The organism is Actinomyces bovis, assembly GCF_900444995.1.
Classification (GTDB): Bacteria; Actinomycetota; Actinomycetes; order Actinomycetales; family Actinomycetaceae; genus Actinomyces; species Actinomyces bovis.
The window spans coordinates 61,701-77,859 of the sequence record NZ_UAPQ01000006.1 but is presented as its reverse complement, the minus strand read 5'-3'; the positions used below and the strand labels follow the sequence as shown (position 1 = coordinate 77,859).

The 16,159-nt window shown below is 65.5% G+C and carries 15 protein-coding genes; 4 read left to right on the top strand and 11 right to left on the bottom strand.

Annotation, left to right across the window (positions count from 1 at the left end; genetic code table 11):
- Positions 1-121: 121 nt before the first annotated feature.
- From ilvA to DR039_RS04005, 4 genes are all read right to left on the bottom strand, one after another.
- On the bottom strand, positions 122-1,636 hold the full coding sequence (ilvA, locus tag DR039_RS04025; protein WP_229116828.1) for a threonine ammonia-lyase, biosynthetic: 1,515 nt from the start codon (positions 1,634-1,636) through the stop codon (positions 122-124).
- Between the two features lie 176 nt (positions 1,637-1,812).
- Positions 1,813-3,699, bottom strand: coding sequence for a dihydroxy-acid dehydratase (gene ilvD / locus DR039_RS04020; protein ID WP_111836133.1), 1,887 nt, complete (start codon positions 3,697-3,699; stop codon positions 1,813-1,815).
- Between the two features lie 300 nt (positions 3,700-3,999).
- Positions 4,000-4,407, bottom strand: a complete 408-nt coding sequence (locus tag DR039_RS04010; protein WP_111836131.1) for an FKBP-type peptidyl-prolyl cis-trans isomerase — start codon at positions 4,405-4,407, stop codon at positions 4,000-4,002.
- A gap of 113 nt (positions 4,408-4,520) precedes the next feature.
- Positions 4,521-5,483 (bottom strand): Bax inhibitor-1/YccA family protein, encoded by a 963-nt coding sequence (locus tag DR039_RS04005; protein WP_111836130.1) that lies wholly within the window; start codon positions 5,481-5,483, stop codon positions 4,521-4,523.
- 287 nt (positions 5,484-5,770) lie between these two features.
- On the opposite strand from DR039_RS04005, the gene DR039_RS04000 reads away from it, so the two are divergent.
- The 4 genes from DR039_RS04000 to DR039_RS03985 all read left to right on the top strand — a co-directional run bounded on the left by DR039_RS04000 (position 5,771) and on the right by DR039_RS03985 (position 10,014).
- Positions 5,771-6,706 carry an ABC transporter ATP-binding protein gene (locus DR039_RS04000; protein ID WP_111836129.1) on the top strand — a complete coding sequence of 312 codons (936 nt, stop codon included), beginning with the start codon at positions 5,771-5,773 and terminating at the stop codon, positions 6,704-6,706.
- Positions 6,707-6,748: 42 nt separating this feature from the next.
- Positions 6,749-7,609, top strand: coding sequence for an ABC transporter permease subunit (locus DR039_RS03995; protein ID WP_111836128.1), 861 nt, complete (start codon positions 6,749-6,751; stop codon positions 7,607-7,609).
- A gap of 102 nt (positions 7,610-7,711) precedes the next feature.
- Positions 7,712-9,301 (top strand): sensor histidine kinase, encoded by a 1,590-nt coding sequence (locus DR039_RS03990; RefSeq protein WP_229116827.1) that lies wholly within the window; start codon positions 7,712-7,714, stop codon positions 9,299-9,301.
- A complete protein-coding gene (locus DR039_RS03985; RefSeq protein ID WP_267489823.1) occupies positions 9,298-10,014 on the top strand; it encodes a response regulator in 717 nt (238 codons plus the stop codon). The genes DR039_RS03990 and DR039_RS03985 overlap by 4 nt, the downstream gene beginning before the upstream one ends.
- Here DR039_RS03985 and pth read toward each other — a convergent pair.
- The 7 genes from pth to eno form a co-directional block, all read right to left on the bottom strand.
- Positions 10,011-10,601: an aminoacyl-tRNA hydrolase gene (gene pth, locus DR039_RS03980; RefSeq protein WP_111836126.1), complete on the bottom strand. Its 591-nt coding sequence runs from the start codon at positions 10,599-10,601 to the stop codon at positions 10,011-10,013. The two genes, DR039_RS03985 and pth, sit on opposite strands and share 4 nt — an antisense overlap.
- A 31-nt stretch (positions 10,602-10,632) precedes the next feature.
- A complete protein-coding gene (locus DR039_RS03975) occupies positions 10,633-11,253 on the bottom strand; it encodes a 50S ribosomal protein L25/general stress protein Ctc (protein WP_111836125.1) in 621 nt (206 codons plus the stop codon).
- 185 nt (positions 11,254-11,438) lie between these two features.
- Positions 11,439-12,353 (bottom strand): type I 3-dehydroquinate dehydratase, encoded by a 915-nt coding sequence (gene aroD / locus DR039_RS03970; RefSeq protein ID WP_170166844.1) that lies wholly within the window; start codon positions 12,351-12,353, stop codon positions 11,439-11,441.
- Position 12,354: 1 nt separating this feature from the next.
- Positions 12,355-13,317, bottom strand: a complete 963-nt coding sequence (locus DR039_RS03965; RefSeq protein WP_111836123.1) for a Ppx/GppA phosphatase family protein — start codon at positions 13,315-13,317, stop codon at positions 12,355-12,357.
- Between the two features lie 24 nt (positions 13,318-13,341).
- A complete protein-coding gene (locus tag DR039_RS03960) occupies positions 13,342-13,887 on the bottom strand; it encodes a DUF501 domain-containing protein (RefSeq protein WP_111836122.1) in 546 nt (181 codons plus the stop codon).
- Positions 13,884-14,606, bottom strand: a complete 723-nt coding sequence (locus DR039_RS03955) for an FtsB family cell division protein (RefSeq protein WP_111836121.1) — start codon at positions 14,604-14,606, stop codon at positions 13,884-13,886. The genes DR039_RS03960 and DR039_RS03955 overlap by 4 nt, the downstream gene beginning before the upstream one ends.
- A 180-nt stretch (positions 14,607-14,786) precedes the next feature.
- The gene (gene eno, locus DR039_RS03950) at positions 14,787-16,073 is read right to left on the bottom strand and encodes a phosphopyruvate hydratase (RefSeq protein WP_111836120.1); all 1,287 of its coding nucleotides are present in this window, start codon (positions 16,071-16,073) and stop codon (positions 14,787-14,789) included.
- Positions 16,074-16,159 lie beyond the last annotated feature (86 nt).

The following is a 16,159-nucleotide window of genomic DNA, read 5'->3' as shown; positions in this document are numbered from 1 at the left end:
ACGAACTTACTTGATTCGTTAACTACTTTAGGGCAAAAGCCCCAAACTCGCCAGCATCAGCCCACATGCCGCCCCTCACACCCCGCCTCAGCGAGCCAGGAACACCAGCCTCCAGAGAGGCTCAGCGAGCCAAGAAGAACCGGGCAGAGGGGTCATCCGTCTCCTCGCGGTAGGCATAGCCCAGGCGATCCATATGCGCCGTCAGCTCTCCCTCCGGTTCCCCCGCGCGCATCTCAAAGGCCGTCAGGATGCGGCCATAGTCGGCGCCGTCAGTGCGGTAGTGGAACAGGGTGATATTCCAGCGCGTCCCCAGCACCTCCAGGAAGCGGGTCAGCGCGCCCGGCGCCTCCGGGAACTCCAGACTAAACAGCCGCTCGGTCAAGTTTTCCGGCGCACGCCCACCAATCATTGAACGCACATGCACCTTGGCCAGCTCATCCTCCGTCAAGTCCACGACGTCGTAACCAGCCGCCTCCAGGTCCGCCACGATCTCGCAGCGTTCCTCCCGACCACCGGTGAGCCGCACCCCCACGAAGATCCGGGCGGGAGCTTCCGGCGCAGCCGAGGCAGACACCCGGTAGTTGAATTCGGTGACTGCACGCCCACCCAGCACGCGCGCAAAGCGCAGGAAGGCCCCCTGTTCCTCCGGGATCGTTACCCCCAAGATCGCCTCACGCTGTTCACCCAGCTCTGAGCGCTCAGAGATGTAGCGCAGCTGGTGGAAATTGAGGTTCGCCCCGCTCAGCACACAGGCGAGCCGCTCCCCGCTCAGCCCATGGGCCGCAACATACTGTTTCAGCCCCGCCAGCGCGATGGCTCCGCTGGGCTCGGGCACCGCCCGCAGGTCCTCAAAGAGGTCGCGCACAGCGGCACTGGTCTCATCCGAAGAGACGGTGACGACGTCGTCAAGCAGCTCGGCACACAGCCGGAAGGTCTCATCCCCGATGCGCCGCACGGCCACACCTTCTGCGAAGAGCCCCACGCGGTCCAGGGTTACGGGTTGGCCAGCCGCAATCGCAGCAGTAAGGCAGGCGGATTCCTCATGTTCCACGCCAATGACCTGCACCTGCGGCATGAGTTGTTTGCTGAGCACAGCAATCCCGGCTACCAGGCCACCACCGCCTACGGGCACAAAAATGCGATCCAACTCCGCGTCCTGCTGGATAATCTCCATGCCGATGGTGCCTTGCCCCGCAATGACGCGCGGATCGTCAAAGGGCGCGATGTAAGTAAGAGCGAGTTCTTCAGCTAGGCGGAGGGCTTCAGCCTTGGCGGCGTCAAAGTTCTCCCCGTGTAGCAGCACTTCCCCACCGAGCGCGCGCACGGCGTCGACCTTAATCTGGGGGGTGACGGTGGGCATGACGATCACTGAACGCACCCCCGAGATGGCGGCGGAGCGAGCTACTCCCTGGGCGTGATTGCCTGCAGAGGCGGTGACGACGCCGCGAGCGCGCGCCTCCTGCGGCAGGTTGCGCATGGCGTTGTAGGCGCCGCGAATCTTGAAGGAGTGGACGGCTTGTAGATCCTCGCGCTTAACCTCGACTGTATTCCCCAGCCGGGCAGAAAGCGTGGGCATGACCTCCAACGGCGTGTGCTCGGCGGCCTCGTAGACGGGGGCGCGCAGGATGGCCCGCAGATAGGTGGCGTTGTCCCAGGTGCTATCCCCAGCTGGGCCTGTGGCGCCGTTGACCGGAGCCGCGGGGCCATCGCTGGGCGAGCGGGTTTCGGCGGGCTTAGTTGACTGACCGTCGGTGGCAGGCTGATTCACGCGGTCAGCCTAGAGGAGCCGACGCCGCCTGTGGGCCAAGCACTTCAGTAGCGGGGCAGCAGGCTGGTGTCCCGCACCGCGCCTAGGTCCGCACTGGTGGCGAGCATGGCGTAGGCGCGTAGCGCGGCACTGACCTTGCGGGGCCGCTCCACATGCGGCGACCAGGCTGCGTCACCGCGGGCTTCCTCGGCGGCTCGTCGCCGGGCGATCTCCGCCTCATCCACCATGAGTTCAATGCGCCGTGCGGGAATATCTATCTCGATCCGGTCGCCAGTGCGCACTAGCCCGATCAGGCCACCGGCGGCAGCCTCCGGGGAGACATGCCCGATGGATAGCCCGGAGGTCCCGCCGGAGAAACGCCCATCCGTGAGCAGGGCACACTCCTTACCCAGGTGCATCGACTTGATGTAGGTGGTGGGGTACAGCATCTCCTGCATGCCCGGCCCGCCGCGCGGCCCCTCATGGTTAATGACGACGACGTCACCCGCCTGCACCTTCCCGCCTAGGATTCCTTCCACCGCGTCCTCCTGCGACTCAAAGACCACGGCAGACCCAGCGAAGGTGAGGATGGAGGCGTCCACCCCTGCGGTTTTTACGATGCAGCCTTTCTCAGCGATATTGCCGAAGAGCACGGCCAGGCCGCCGTCGGCGGAAAAAGCGTGGGCACGGTCGCGGATAGCGCCGGTGGCCCGGTCAGTATCGAGTGACTCCCAGCGGGAGGACTGAGAGAACATCTCAGTGGTGCGCACTCCGGCGGGGGCGGCCAAGTAGCGGGTGCGGATGGCCTCGGTGACCTCGGAGCCAGGCGCACCGTCGGCACCGGGGCGGGCAATGTCATAGGCGGACAAGGCTTGCGCGAGAGTGCCGCGCAGGACATTGCGAGTGCTGGTGTCCAGTAGGCCGCAGCGGTCCAACTCACCGAGGATCCCCATAATGCCGCCGGCGCGATGCACGTCCTCCACGTGGACGAGATTGGTGGAGGGAGCCACTTTGCACAGCTGTGGGACCAGGCGGGAGAGGCGATCAATGTCAGCCATATGGAAGTCCACGCCGGCCTCCTGGGCGGCGGCCAGCAGGTGCAGAACGGTGTTGGTGGAGCCGCCCATGGCGATATCCAGGCTCATGGCGTTCTCGAAGGCCGCCTTGGTGGCGATGGCACGTGGCAGGACACTCGGATCGTCCTGCTCGTAGTAGGCCTTAGTAATGGCGACGATCTGGCGACCGGCCTCTCGGAACAGTTCGCCACGATCGGAATGAGTGGCCAGGAGCGTGCCGTTCATGGGCAGAGCCAGACCGAGGGCTTCAGTCAGGCAGTTCATGGAGTTAGCCGTGAACATGCCGGAGCAGGAGCCGCAGGTGGGGCAGGCTAGGCGCTCAATGGCGCTAATGGTCTCCTCAGTGACGGTGGGGTCTGCGGCGTCCATCATGGCGTCGATGAGGTCCAGTTTGCGGCTGGTGCCGTCGGCGGCGGTGAGCTTGCCGGATTCCATGGGGCCGCCAGAGATGAAGATCGTGGGGATGTTCAGGCGCAGGGAGGCCATGAGCATGCCGGGGGTGATCTTGTCGCAGTTGGAAATGCAGACCAGGGCGTCAGCGCAGTGCGCGGAGGCCATGTACTCCACCGAATCGGCAATCAGGTCGCGGCTGGGCAGGGAGTAGAGCATGCCGTCATGCCCCATGGCGATGCCATCATCCACGGCAATGGTGTTGAACTCTTTGGCGATACCACCTGCAGCCTCAATCTGTTCAGCCACTAGGCGGCCAACGTCGCGCAGGCCTACGTGCCCGGGGACGAACTGGGTGAAGGAGTTGGCGACTGCAATGATGGGTTTACCGAAGTCCTCGTCTTTAACACCGGTGGCGCGCCACAGGGCACGGGCACCCGCCATATTGCGGCCAGTGGTGGAAGTGGCACTGCGGTACTGCGGCATCTGGGCTCCTTGGGAATGCGTGACGGCATCTGCCGAGACGGTTCATGCCTCAGGTTAGCGGGCAGCACGTCATCTCCGCGGCGCTGCACACTGGGCGGTGGCACAAAATGCAGCAATTTCAAGCCCAGCTGCCCTACCAGCCACTTCCCTACCTGAGCGAAACCTTGATATTGCAACACTTCGACCGCGTCCTTACGATCGCCCCACCAGTGTCATTGCTGAAAGTGCTGCATTTCTGGACAACTTGCGCCCAATGAGCGCAGAAAACCCGCGGCCGATGTAGCCGCGGGTTTTCGGTGCTCACATAACGCCGAGGATCTCCGTGACGAAGACAAGCGTGTCCCCGCCCTTGATACCGGCCTGCGGGACGCCACGGTCCCCGTAACCCAACTCAGCGGGAATGGACAGCAGCACACGACTGCCTACCCGCTGCCCCACCAGCCCGTCATCCCAGCCGCGGATCACCATGCCCACACCAACCTGGAAGTTCAAGGGCTGGCCACGGTCATAGGAATTGTCAAAGACATTGCCGTTCCAGGTCTGCCCCAGGTAGTGGCACACAATCGTGTCACCGGCCTCAACCTCCTGACCGGTCCCGGCGTCAAGCACCTGGACCTGCAGGCCCTCAGGAGCCTCATCGGCAGGGAAAGTCAGTACGGGCTTGGTGCCCTTGGCGCCTGCAACGGTCGGCATATTCGCGTTAATCATGCCCCCAGGCTACGGGAGTGAAAGCGCCTGCCACCACTGTGACGCCGTGTGGCGCGTCAGTGGTGGCAGGCGAAGCTTGGGATATCAGTGCCCGGAGCTAAGTCCCGGCAGCCTCAGTCCTCTCGGAAAATGGCCAGGATGCGCAGGAACTCCACGTACATCCACACGATGGTCAGCACCAGGCCGAAAGCACCCGCCCAGGCGTAGCGGGTGGGCAAGCCCTGCTCCACCCCACACTGGATGGCGTCAAAGTCCAGCACCAGGCTCAGGGCCGCCATCACCACGGCCAGCAGGCCGATTACCAGTCCCAGCGGAATGCCGGCAATGGTGATGCCGCGCAGCCCCCACGGATCGGTGACTACACCCGTGAGCATCAGCCCAAAGTTAACCAGGGAGAACACCAAGTAACCGCCCATGGCGATCAGCAGAATCTTGCTGGCCTTGGCGGAGAGGCGGAATCCGGCCCGGGAGTAGGCTAGGAGCATCACCCCAAAGGTGGCGGCAGTGGCCAGCACAGCCTGCAAAACAATGCCGGGGTAGGCCCGCTCCATAATGGCGGAGAAACCTCCCAGCATGGCTCCTTCAAAGACGGCGTAGATCATGATGAGCACCGGGCTGGGCTCACGCTTGAAGGTGTTCACCAGTCCCAGAATCAGCGCGCCGATTGCGCCAATTGCCACGGCTCCTGCACCCAGGCCAGCCAGCCTGGTGTCAGTGGTGGAGACCAGCGACCAGGTCACGGCACCAACCGCCAAGATCACGGCGAAGATACCTGCGGTGCGCATAACGACGTCGTCTATGGTCATCCGCCCCCGGTCTACGTTGGCGGCCGACGGGGCGGCGTACTGCTGCTCCAGGGCGCTGAGCTGCTCGGAGCCCACCTCGGCATAGCCCTGGGAGGGTGCCTGCATAGTCTGCGTGCCGTAGGCCCCGTACTGCGGATATTGGTTCATCGGGGCGGCCTGCCCGTACTGCCCTACCTGATAACCGGGCATGGTCGGGTAGCCAGCAGGCGTGGTGGGCGCTGCAGCGCGGCCATTAAAAGCCGGGTTCTTGCTGAAGAAGGGGTTGGACATCTGCTCTCCAATTCCGTGTTCGGCCAGGGGCACCAGTGGAACAAGCCCATTGTGCCAGGCATTCCCGACGCGGAGTCGAGCCCCTGGAGGCTTCCGGACCTGAGCCAAAGCTTATCAGCAGATAACCGCGGCTCCCTCCTCCCAGAGGATGAGCCTCCCTCCACCTGACGGGTCCTGCCGGGGCCGCGCCGATCTCATCTGCAAGGCCGATCCTCCCCGCATAGCCAGCTACCTACTATTTCTGCGTAACCCAGGCGGATATCGCCTAAATCTTGAAAGGCCCGACCGTGATCGAAGCAGTTGACCTCACAAAGCACTACGGCAGCAAAGTCGCCGTAGACCACATCTCCTTCACCGTGCAGCCGGGCACCGTCACCGGCTTCCTGGGCCCCAACGGCGCCGGCAAATCCACCACCATGCGTATGATCATGGACCTAGACACGCCTACTTCCGGCTCTGTCAAGGTCAATGGTCGCCCCTACCGCGCCCTCAAAGCACCTCTGTGTGAAGTTGGCGCTCTGCTGGACGCCAAGGGCCTGCACGGATCCCGTTCCGCCCGCGCCCACCTGACTCAGCTGGCAGTTTCCAACGGCATCCCCACCCGGCGCGTAGGTGAGGTTTTGGAGATCACTGGCCTGACCAGCGTGGCCAAGAAGCGGGTCAAGGACTTCTCCCTGGGCATGGGGCAGCGTCTAGGTATGGCTGCCGCCATGCTGGGGGACCCACAGGTATTGATCTTTGACGAGCCCGTCAACGGCCTAGACCCGGAGGGTGTGAAGTGGGTCCGCGAGACCTGCCGCGACCTGGCCGCCCAGGGCCGCACGGTGTTCATCTCCTCCCACCTGATGAGCGAGATGGCCCTCACCGCAGACCACTTGCTGGTGATTGGCCGCGGGCGCATTCTCACGCAGGGACCGGTGGCGGACGTGATCTCGTCGGCCACCACCGACCGGGTGCGCGTTGCTTCCCCCAATGCAACCGACCTGGCCTCCGCCCTGGCTGCGCGCAATATTCAGGCCACCGTAACCGGCCCCGGCGTCATGGAAACGACGGCGGCGAGCGCTGCGCAGGTTGGCGAAGCCGCCGCTGCCGCCGGAGTGGTGCTGCACGAACTGACCACCGTCAAGTCTTCCCTGGAAGAGGCCTACCTGGAGTTGACCGCTGGCGAGGTGGAGTACACCACCGGAAGGGTGGGCGAGCCCACGCCCGCTAACCGCGCCTGACCCTCGCCACTATTGACCTTTAGCCAGAAAGAAGACAGAGCCATGACTACTTCCACTGCATCTCCCGTACCAGTCCCTTCCACCAAGGGGTCAAAGGGCCGCCTGCGCATCGAAGGCCACCAGACCTTCCTGCGCGCCGTGCACGCCGAGTGGGTGAAGCTCCGCACCCTGCCCTCCACCTGGATCACCGCTGTCATCGCGGTGGCCATCACGGTGCTCTTTGGTGCCGGTGCGGCTATCGGCTATGGCACCTCGTCGGAGCCTGAGCTCATGCGCGCCGCAAAGCACATGATCGTGGCGGGGTCTGCCTTTGGGCAGATCGTCTCGGCCGTCCTGGGAGCCCTGATTATTACTGGTGAGTACTCCTCCGGACAGATCCGCTCCTCCCTAGCTGCAGTGCCCTCCCGCGGACGTCTGCTAGCTGCCAAGACACTTGTGGCCAGCTTCCTGGCCTTTGTGGTGGGAGCCCTGTCCGCCTTGCTGTCCTGGGCGGTCTCCGCGCCCTTCATAAAAGACAATGCTGGCTCGCTGGCGGACCTTGAGTACCTGGGCTACGTCTGGGGCACCGGCCTGAGCTTCGTCACCATCACGCTTATGGCACTCGGTCTCGGCTTCCTCATGCGCAGCACCGCTGGCTCCATCACCGTGGTCATGGTCCTCATGTTCGTGGTGATCATTCCGCTCGCGATCATGGCAGAGAAGTGGAAATGGGCCTCGAACCTCCCGGGTCTCCTGCCTTCAAAGGTCGCCCAGGCGGTTGCCGACCCCTTCAGCCTCAGCCACACCTGGGGTGGCGATGGGATGTCGTTCCTAACCCACACGCAGGCCGTACTCGTATGCGTCGCCTGGGCAGTGGTGCCGCTCCTGATCAGCTGGGTGGTATTCCGCCGCCGCGACGCCTGACAGCTGAGTAGAACTCGGCAGCAACGGTGGGGCCTGGCACATACTGCCAGGCCCCACCGTCGTACATTCGCCCCAGTTTCCGGTTCAATAGCCGGTGTGAGCATGCCTGAGGAGCACATTGACCATGCGAGGACGACCGTGAGTGTCCCGGTGGGGATCATGCGGGCGCTCGCTTGGCGAGACGCCCACCCGACAGTGGCTGATGTCAGCGTTTCCCTAGGGGCCATGCTCCTGGGCTGCCCGCTGGGCCTGATCCTGTTTCCAGCCGATCTCCCCTCTAACCCAGCCCTGTGGGTTGGAGTTGCACTAGCGGCCTGCACGGTCGGCCTCGCACTGGTATTCCGCCACCGTTCCCCCGTCTCCGTATGGGCGGTGGTGACCCTGACCATGCCAGCGGCAGTGCTCGTGACGGCCCGGCAGTTAGAGCTCAACAGCGAGCAAGCCAGGTACATGTTCAGCCTGCTCACCGGTCTGACCTTGCTGGCCGTTCCCCTGACAATCGGCGCCCTGGCGGCACGCCGAGATATGCGCCTATGCGTGGGCGCCTACCTCGTATCAACCATGCTAGCGGTGGCTACCGAGACTGCCGTATACCCACTGCATAACCTGCGGGCCAGGCTCCTGGCAGCCCTGCCCTTTGCGGTGATCAACCTGCTGGGATTGCTGGTAGGCACCCTGCTGCGCGTGCAACGCCAGAACTTGGCTGAGGTACGGGCCAGCGCCGCCAGGTCGGTCCTGGCTAGCGAGCAGCGGGCACTGCTAGCCGCCGCCAGCGAACGCAGCCGCATAGCCCGGGAAATGCACGACGTCATCGCCCACTCCCTGACGGTGATGATCACTATGGCCGACGGCGCCACCGCCACAATCGACCGCAACCCCCAGATGACCAAAGAGGCGCTCAAGGTCCTAGCGGAGACAGGCCGCTCTGCCCTAGCTGACACCCGTCGTCTAGTTGGGGTGCTACGCGAGGACCCGAGCACCTCCGCCGTCGACACCCCAACCGCAGACGCCGCTGACGCCGCACCCCGCCTGGCAGGCTTCACCGCGGCGGCTCTCTCTGGCAGCCCGGCAAGCACCCCAGGCCGGAAACGCAGCGGCACCTCTGGCCGTGAAGCACGGGATGAAGGCCCCAAGGTGCGTGATCTGCCAGTGCCTGAGTTCGCCCCGCCTGGCACCGTCGTGCCCGTGGAACCTTCTGCCCGTATCGCCGACCTGCGCGCCGCCGCCACTGCTGCCAAAGATGCCTCCGCCGATGCCACTCCCACCGCCCCCGCCCCCGAGTCAGGGGATCTAGAGGTGCTGGTGCAGCGCTTCAAAACCGCTGGAGTCCCCATTACCTACACCTGGAATGGGAGCCCGTTGCCAGATGACAAGAGTCTGCAACTGACGCTCTTCCGAATCGCCCAGGAGTCCCTGACCAATGTGCTGCGCTACGCCCCCACCACCCGCGATGTGCAGGTCCAGGTGGACCGCTACACCGGCACCGTGGTTTTAGTGGTGCGCAACGACGCCGCCCCCGGCTCAACCGCCATGCACGGCTCCGGGAAGGGGCTGATTGGCATGCGCGAGCGCGCCGCCGTCTATGGTGGTCAAGTGCAGGCCGGACCGACGCCGCAAGGTTGGCAGGTTAAAGCGGTCTTGCGCTGGGAAGAGACCGATGAGAGGAGCAGCTCGTGGCAGATGCCTTCATAAGCCAGCCAGGCCAGGCGGAAGCGCCAGACCCGGCTCCCACCGCAGCACCAAACCCAATCAGGGTGGTGTTGGCTGACGACCAGGCCCTGATGCGCATGGGCTTCCGCATGGTGTTGGAAGCCGAGGAAGGCATTGAGGTAGTCGGCGAGGCCTCCGATGGCAGCTCCGCGCTGGCACAGGCCCGTGCCCTGCGCCCAGATGTCATCTTGATGGACGTGCGCATGCCCGGCATGAACGGCATCGAGGCCACCAAGGAAATCACCTCGCAGTACCCCGCCACCAGGGTCCTCATCCTGACTACCTTCGACCTGGATGAATACGCCTTTTCAGGCCTGAAGGCCGGGGCGGCTGGCTTCCTGCTTAAGGACACCCGCCCGGCAGACCTCGCAGAAGCGATCCGCACCGTCGCCAACGGGGAGTCGGTGGTCTCGCCGCGCATCACGCGGCGAATGCTGGAGATGTTCGCCGCTCGTCTGCCGGACTCTGGCAGCACCGTCCAGGTGGAGGACCCGCGGCTGGCGGCGCTGACCCCCAGGGAGCGGGAGATTCTGGTGCTGATGGCGCAGGGTCTATCCAATGCGGAGATCGCTGCGCATTTGGTGGTCTCAGCCACCACGGTCAAGACTCACGTCGGCAATGTGCTCGCTAAGTTCAATGTGCGCGATCGCGTACAGGCAGTGGTAGTTGCCTATGAGAGCGGCCTAATGTCCTAAAGGCCTCTGGCTTGGGCGGCCTCGAAGCCCAGGGTGAGCACTGCTTTGACGGCGTCGGCCGCCCGCTCCAGGGTCACGCCTAGCTCGTCACGCTCCCGCGCCGGGAAGTCGGAGAGCACAAAGTCGGCGGGGTCCTGGCGACCCGGAGGCCGTCCGATCCCCACCCGTAGCCGCGCATAGTCGCGCGTGCCGCACGCTGAAGAGATGGAACGCAGGCCGTTGTGCCCGCCTTCGCCGCCCCCACGCTTGAGCCGTAACTGGTGGGCGGGCAAGTCAAGCTCATCATGGATGACCAGCAGCTGCCTGGCCGGGTCCACGCCATAGAACTGTGCCAGGGCCTTCACCGGCCCACCGGACAGGTTCATGAAGGTGGCTGGCTTAGCCAGCACCGCACGGGGACCGGGGACTCCCCCGGGAAGCAGGCCCAAGCGGACCTCAGCGACCTGTGCACGAGCCTTGTGGCGGCTAAGCCGAGACCCGGCACGCCCCGCCAACACGTCAATGACCATTTGGCCGACATTGTGGCGGTTCTTGGCGTACCGGGCCTCTGAGTTCCCCAGCCCAATGACGAGCCAGGGTGCGCTCATGGAGTCTCCTTATTTGGGCGCCGCAGCGGCGTCACTTGGACTCGGCGTCAGCAGCCTCAGCTGCGGGGGCCTCGGCCGCGGCGGCCTCAGGCACCTCCTCGGTGACGGCGTTCTCGTCAGCCACGTTGACCACGCCGGTCTCGGCCTCGGCCAGAGCCTCAACGCCCTTGGGCAGCTTGAGGTCAGCAACGGTGATCATGGTGCCACCGGCCACGCCAGTGACATCCACCTCGATGGCCTCGGGGATGGCGATGGCGGGGGCGGAGACGGACAGGTGGGCGGACTCAATCATGTGGATGGTGCCGGGCGCAGCCTCACCGATGACGGTCACGGGGACCTCAACGTCAACGCGCTCGTTGCGGTTCACCAGCAGGAAGTCAACGTGCTGCACGCCGGGACGGATGGGGTGGCGCTGCACGGCCTTGGCCAGGGTCAGCAGCTTCTCGCCGTCGATGTCCAGTTCGATCAGGGCGTTCTCGTTGCCGCGCAGAGCCAGGGAGGTGGCGTGGCCGGGCAGCAGGAGGTGGCGGGGCTCAGAGCCGTGGCCGTAGACGACGGCGGGCACGAGGCCAGCGCGGCGGGCCTGGCGGGAGGCGCCCTTGCCGAAGTCGGTGCGGTTCTGGGCAGTGAGTTTGAGGGCTTCGTGAGCCATGCGGTTCTCCTCGGTTTGGCGGGGAGTTGGCCCCGCGGTGGTTGGTGGGCCCGGGGCGCGTCAACGCGCAGCACCTTGCAGGCACCACCACGTCGATAACGGATGCACGCGCTAGGCACGTGTCCCTCGCCGGGGCAACGGTTAGAGTCTAGCGGATGCGGCCCAGCTCCTAAACGCGAGCCTGCTCACGCCAAGGTGCCGCTGGCATCCCCGCTAGCCCCGCGCTTCCCGCACTCGCCGCCATCTGCGGAGTCGGTTTCAAAAGCAGCCCGCACGACGGCGACGGGTAGCTGCCCCGGCGCGGAAGCCCCGGCACCAGCGGTGGCAAAAGTCAGGGCTGAGCCCATGCGCCAACCCTGGAGCCGGGTTAGGGCCCCTACCTCCCCCATGCCGATAACCACCACCGGAACTTCCAGGGCAGCACGAGCCTTAGCTGTAAGGGCCATTAGGCGCGCCACCTCTTGCGGCTCCTGGGGCATAACAGCGACCTTTGCCGCCTGGGCACCTGCGGCCTGCATCTGCCGCATCCGTTCTAACAGCACGGCATCGGCGGGCACAGTTTGGAAATCGTGGCTGGAGCCGAGCGTTGCCAGGCCATGGGCCGCAGCCAGCCGAGCCAGCTCAGGCAGACAGCCGCGCGCTAGTTCAAGGTCGATGGCGGCAACGGCGGTGTCGGCGCCCGCCAGCTCGTCCAGCACTGCGGCAAGCAGCGCCGCATAGGCGGCGTCGGCGATCTGTAGGCCGCCGCCCTCGGCACGGGTGCGGAAGGTGAGCAGCACCGGCAGCGTGCCATTGGTGGCAGCAGTTACCGCCTGGGCTGCCTGCAGCGTCTCTTGGACCAGCACCTCGGGCGCGCTCACGTGAGCACAGGCTGTCAACAGGTCAGCCCGCAACTCCACTAGGTCTGCCCCAGCGGCCTGCGCCGCCTGGGCTTGCGCCGCGCAGGCGACGGCGTCGGCAGCAGTAGTGGCCACCGCAATCACCGGCTTGGGGCCGCCTAGAAGCAAGCCGCCCCAAGAGCTGGGACGTGGGCAGGCGGGCGAGCCCGGCCCGGGCACACCCGGAACTCCCAGCTGCCCGCAAGCACTCCCCTGTTTCATATCAGACAATCCGCTGCGCCAAGTCCAGGGCAATGCCATCCAGGATGTCATGCGTGGAGGTGACGGTTTCAGTCACCGGGTGGCTGGTGGCGGCGGTGGCCTCCACTACCCGCTGGACCACCTCACTCCAGATGAGGGCACCTGCGGCGATGACATCGCGCCGCCCCACGGATAGGAAAGTCATGGCCTCGCGCTGCCCAGGGGTGGAGTGCAACAGGGCCTCACAGGAAGCCAGCACCTGGTTGACCGGCAGCACTGCACCAGAAACTCGCTCTGGTTGCCAGCCCTCACAGCCCAGGGCGTGGGAGGTGACGGTGGTAATGGTGCCAGCCAATCCCACCAGACTGTGTGCAGCTGACAGGTCCACCACCTGAGCAGCCTCATCGAGTAGCCCGCGCACCTCGGCGCGCGCCGCCGCCTCAGCCGCCACGGAGACGCCGCTGGTTAGGAAGCGTTCGGTGATGCGCACGGAACCGGTGTCCAGGCTAATCGCGGCTTGCGGTGCTTCCAGACCGAGCACCAACTCGGTGGAGCCGCCACCTAGGTCCACCACCAGGCGGGGGCCGTCAGCGGGAGCGGCCCCCAGCAGCGAGCCGGAGAAGGAGAGGCGCGCTTCCTCCTGGCCACTGATTACCTCAGGTTCTACCCCCAGCTGCTCGCGCACACCTGCGATGAACTCTTGGCGGTTGCGGGCATCGCGGGTGGCGGAGGTTGCCACAAAACGGCGGTGTTGTGCGCCAAGCTCCTCGCATCTGCGAGCAAAGCCAGCGACGGCCTGCAGGGTGCGCTCCAGGGCGTCGGGGTCGAATTGGCCGGTGCGGTCCACGCCCTGCCCTAGGCGGACAATCTGGTTGCGCCGGTCTATGGGCTCAAGCAGGACCTGGCCTTCAGCGGTTCTGGTGGCCTCAGCGATCAGCAGACGAATGGTGTTGGTGCCACAGTCGATTGCAGCTACCCGGGTCATGGGACTCCTTGGGGTGCAGGGGATTCAGCAGGTGCAGCGGGTGGGGTCCCAGATGCCGCGGTCTTTCAGGACTTCCAGGGTGCGGTCCCCGATTGGGTTAATGCCCGGCCCAGCGGCCAGAGCGTGCCCAAGTAGGGCGTGTAGGCATTTGACGCGGGTGGGCATGCCCCCGGCGCTGACGCCTGCAATCTCTGCGGGACTGCCGAGCTCGGCGCGCTGGCCCAGATAGTGCTGGTGGGCGCGGGCGTAGGCGGCGGCGAGTTCGGCTTCCTCCGCCAGCGCGGTGTTGAACTGGTCCATGAGGTGCTCTGCTTCCAGGGTGGAGCAGCCTTTCACGGCGGCGGGGTGCGTCAGGTAGTAGGTGGTGGGGAAGGGGGAGCCGTCAGGCAGCCGGGGGGCGGTGCGCACTACCGTCGGGCGACCGCATACACAACGCGCCGCAATGCCGACGACGCCGCGTGGCACTCGCCCCAGCTGCTCCTGGAGCGCCTGCAGGTCCGCGGCCGAGACCTCGGCATGGTTTGCAGCCCGGACTGTAGCGCTGGTGTCGGGGCCCGGGGTGGCGGTCACGGCGTCTCCTGAGGGTTTGGGGCTGGTGTGGGGGCCTCTGTAGCAGTGGTGCTTGGTGCGGTGGGCGTCGTGGGCGTGCCGCTGGGGCCTGAGCTGGGGGTGGTCCTTGGGCTGGCTGTGGGTTGGGGACGGGCGGCCAAGCGCACAGATTCAGTGAGGGTCTGGTACCAGGGGCTAGCCATCTGGCTAGGGACGGTGGCAGCGCCAGGCTTCTGCTTGGTCTCCAGTTCTTCTGCCCCCACGACGACGTAGCTGGTTTCCCCTGGCATCACGTAGCCCAGCCGCTCCCGAGCTTGGGAGCGGGCGTAGGCGTCGTCGTCCCACCTGGCGAGTTCCTGCTGCAGGGCCGCCTGGGTGGCCTGAGCCTGAGCGAGCTGTCGCTTGGCGTCGGCTAACTCAGCGCGATGGACCAAGAACTGACGCGCGGCGGGCCCCGCGAACACGATGGCAAAGGTCAAAACGGCCACTATGGCCAATAAACCGTATGAGATGGAGAAGCCCTTATCTCCGCCGATTTGCCAGCGCGATGACCGCCCGGGGTCCTTGGTGGTCTTGATGGCAGGGGGCGTGGTCTCTTGCTTGGGCGCGGTGCTGTTCAGCCGGGAGGCGGTTTCACGGCGGGCCGGTTTGACTGTGGGAGTGGCCTTGGCGCCGGAGGCACGACGGCCTGCTCCCGGGCGGTTGCCGGGGCGGGCTGGTGCTGGGCGGCGGGGGCTCATGGGTCGATACTGCCTCACCTCAAGGTTGCCTGCATCAGCTGCTTGGGCGCGTCGTCTTGTGGGGCTGGTGACGCGAGGGGGCGCATAAGAAACCGGCCGGTCCTCGCACTTGGCGGGGACCGGCCGGTCCAGGCTGTGAATCAGCAGCTCAACGCTACGGCTTCACAGTTGCTTTTGGGCTCAGGCCTTGAAGCGGGGGAAGGCGGAGGCGCCGGCGTAGACAGCGGCCTCACCCAGGGTCTCCTCAATGCGCAGGAGCTGGTTGTACTTGTTGATGCGCTCGCCGCGGGCAGGGGCACCGGTCTTGATCTGGCCGGAGTTGGTGGCAACGGCCAGGTCCGCGATGGTGACGTCCTCGGTCTCGCCGGAACGGTGAGAGGTCATTGACTTGTAGCCCGCGCGGTGGGCCATCTCCACGGCCTCAAGGGTCTCGGTCAGGGAGCCGATCTGGTTGACCTTGACCAGGAGGGCGTTGGCGGCGCCCATCTCAATGCCCCTGGCAAGACGCTCGGGGTTGGTGACGAAGAAGTCGTCACCAACGAGCTGCACGCGGTCGCCGACCTTGTCAGTCAGGGCCTTCCAGTCCTCCCACTCGTCCTCAGACAGCGGGTCCTCAATGGAGACGATCGGGAAGTCGGTGATGAGCTTCTCGTAGTAGTCCACCATGAAGGCGTTGTCGCGGGCCTCACCCTCGAAGTTGTAGGTCTTGGTCTTCTCGTCGAAGAACTCGGTGGAGGCCACGTCCATGGCCAGGGCCACGTCAGCGCCGGGCTTGTAGCCAGCCTTCTCGATGGCCTCGACAATCAACTCAAGGGCCTCACGGTTGGAGTCGAGGTTGGGGGCGAAGCCACCCTCGTCACCAAGACCGGTGGACAGGCCGCGGCCCTTCACGACGGCCTTGAGGGAGTGGTAGACCTCAGCACCCATGCGCAGGGCCTCGCGGAAGGTCTTGGCGCCGATGGGGGCAATCATGAACTCCTGAATGTCCACGTTGGAGTCAGCGTGGGAGCCACCGTTCATGATGTTCATCATGGGGACGGGCAGGACGTGGGCGTTGGGGCCACCGATGTACTGGAACAGGTCCAAACCGGCGGACTCGGCGGAGGCGGAGGCGGCAGCCAGGGAGACGCCGAGGATGGCATTGGCGCCGAGCTTGCCCTTGTTCGGGGTGCCGTCCAGGTCAAGCATGAGCTGGTCCAGGCCGCGCTGGTCAGCGGCGTCGAAGCCAATGATCTCGGGGGCGATGACCTCGTTGACGTTGGCAACAGCCTTTTCAACACCCTTGCCGAGGTAACGCTGCTCATCGCCGTCGCGCAGCTCCACGGCCTCGAAAGCGCCGGTGGAGGCGCCGGAGGGGACAGCGGCGCGGGCGGAGGCACCGTCCTCAAGCAGGATCTCCACCTCAAGGGTGGGGTTGCCGCGGGAATCGAGGATTTCGCGTGCGTGAACGTCTTCAATGAGGGCCACTTGGTGCTCCTTGCTGGGTCGGACCTATTGCGGTCCAAGCCTACCGGCACTGCGCCAATGCCACGAGGGCCATGGTCCCTGGGCAG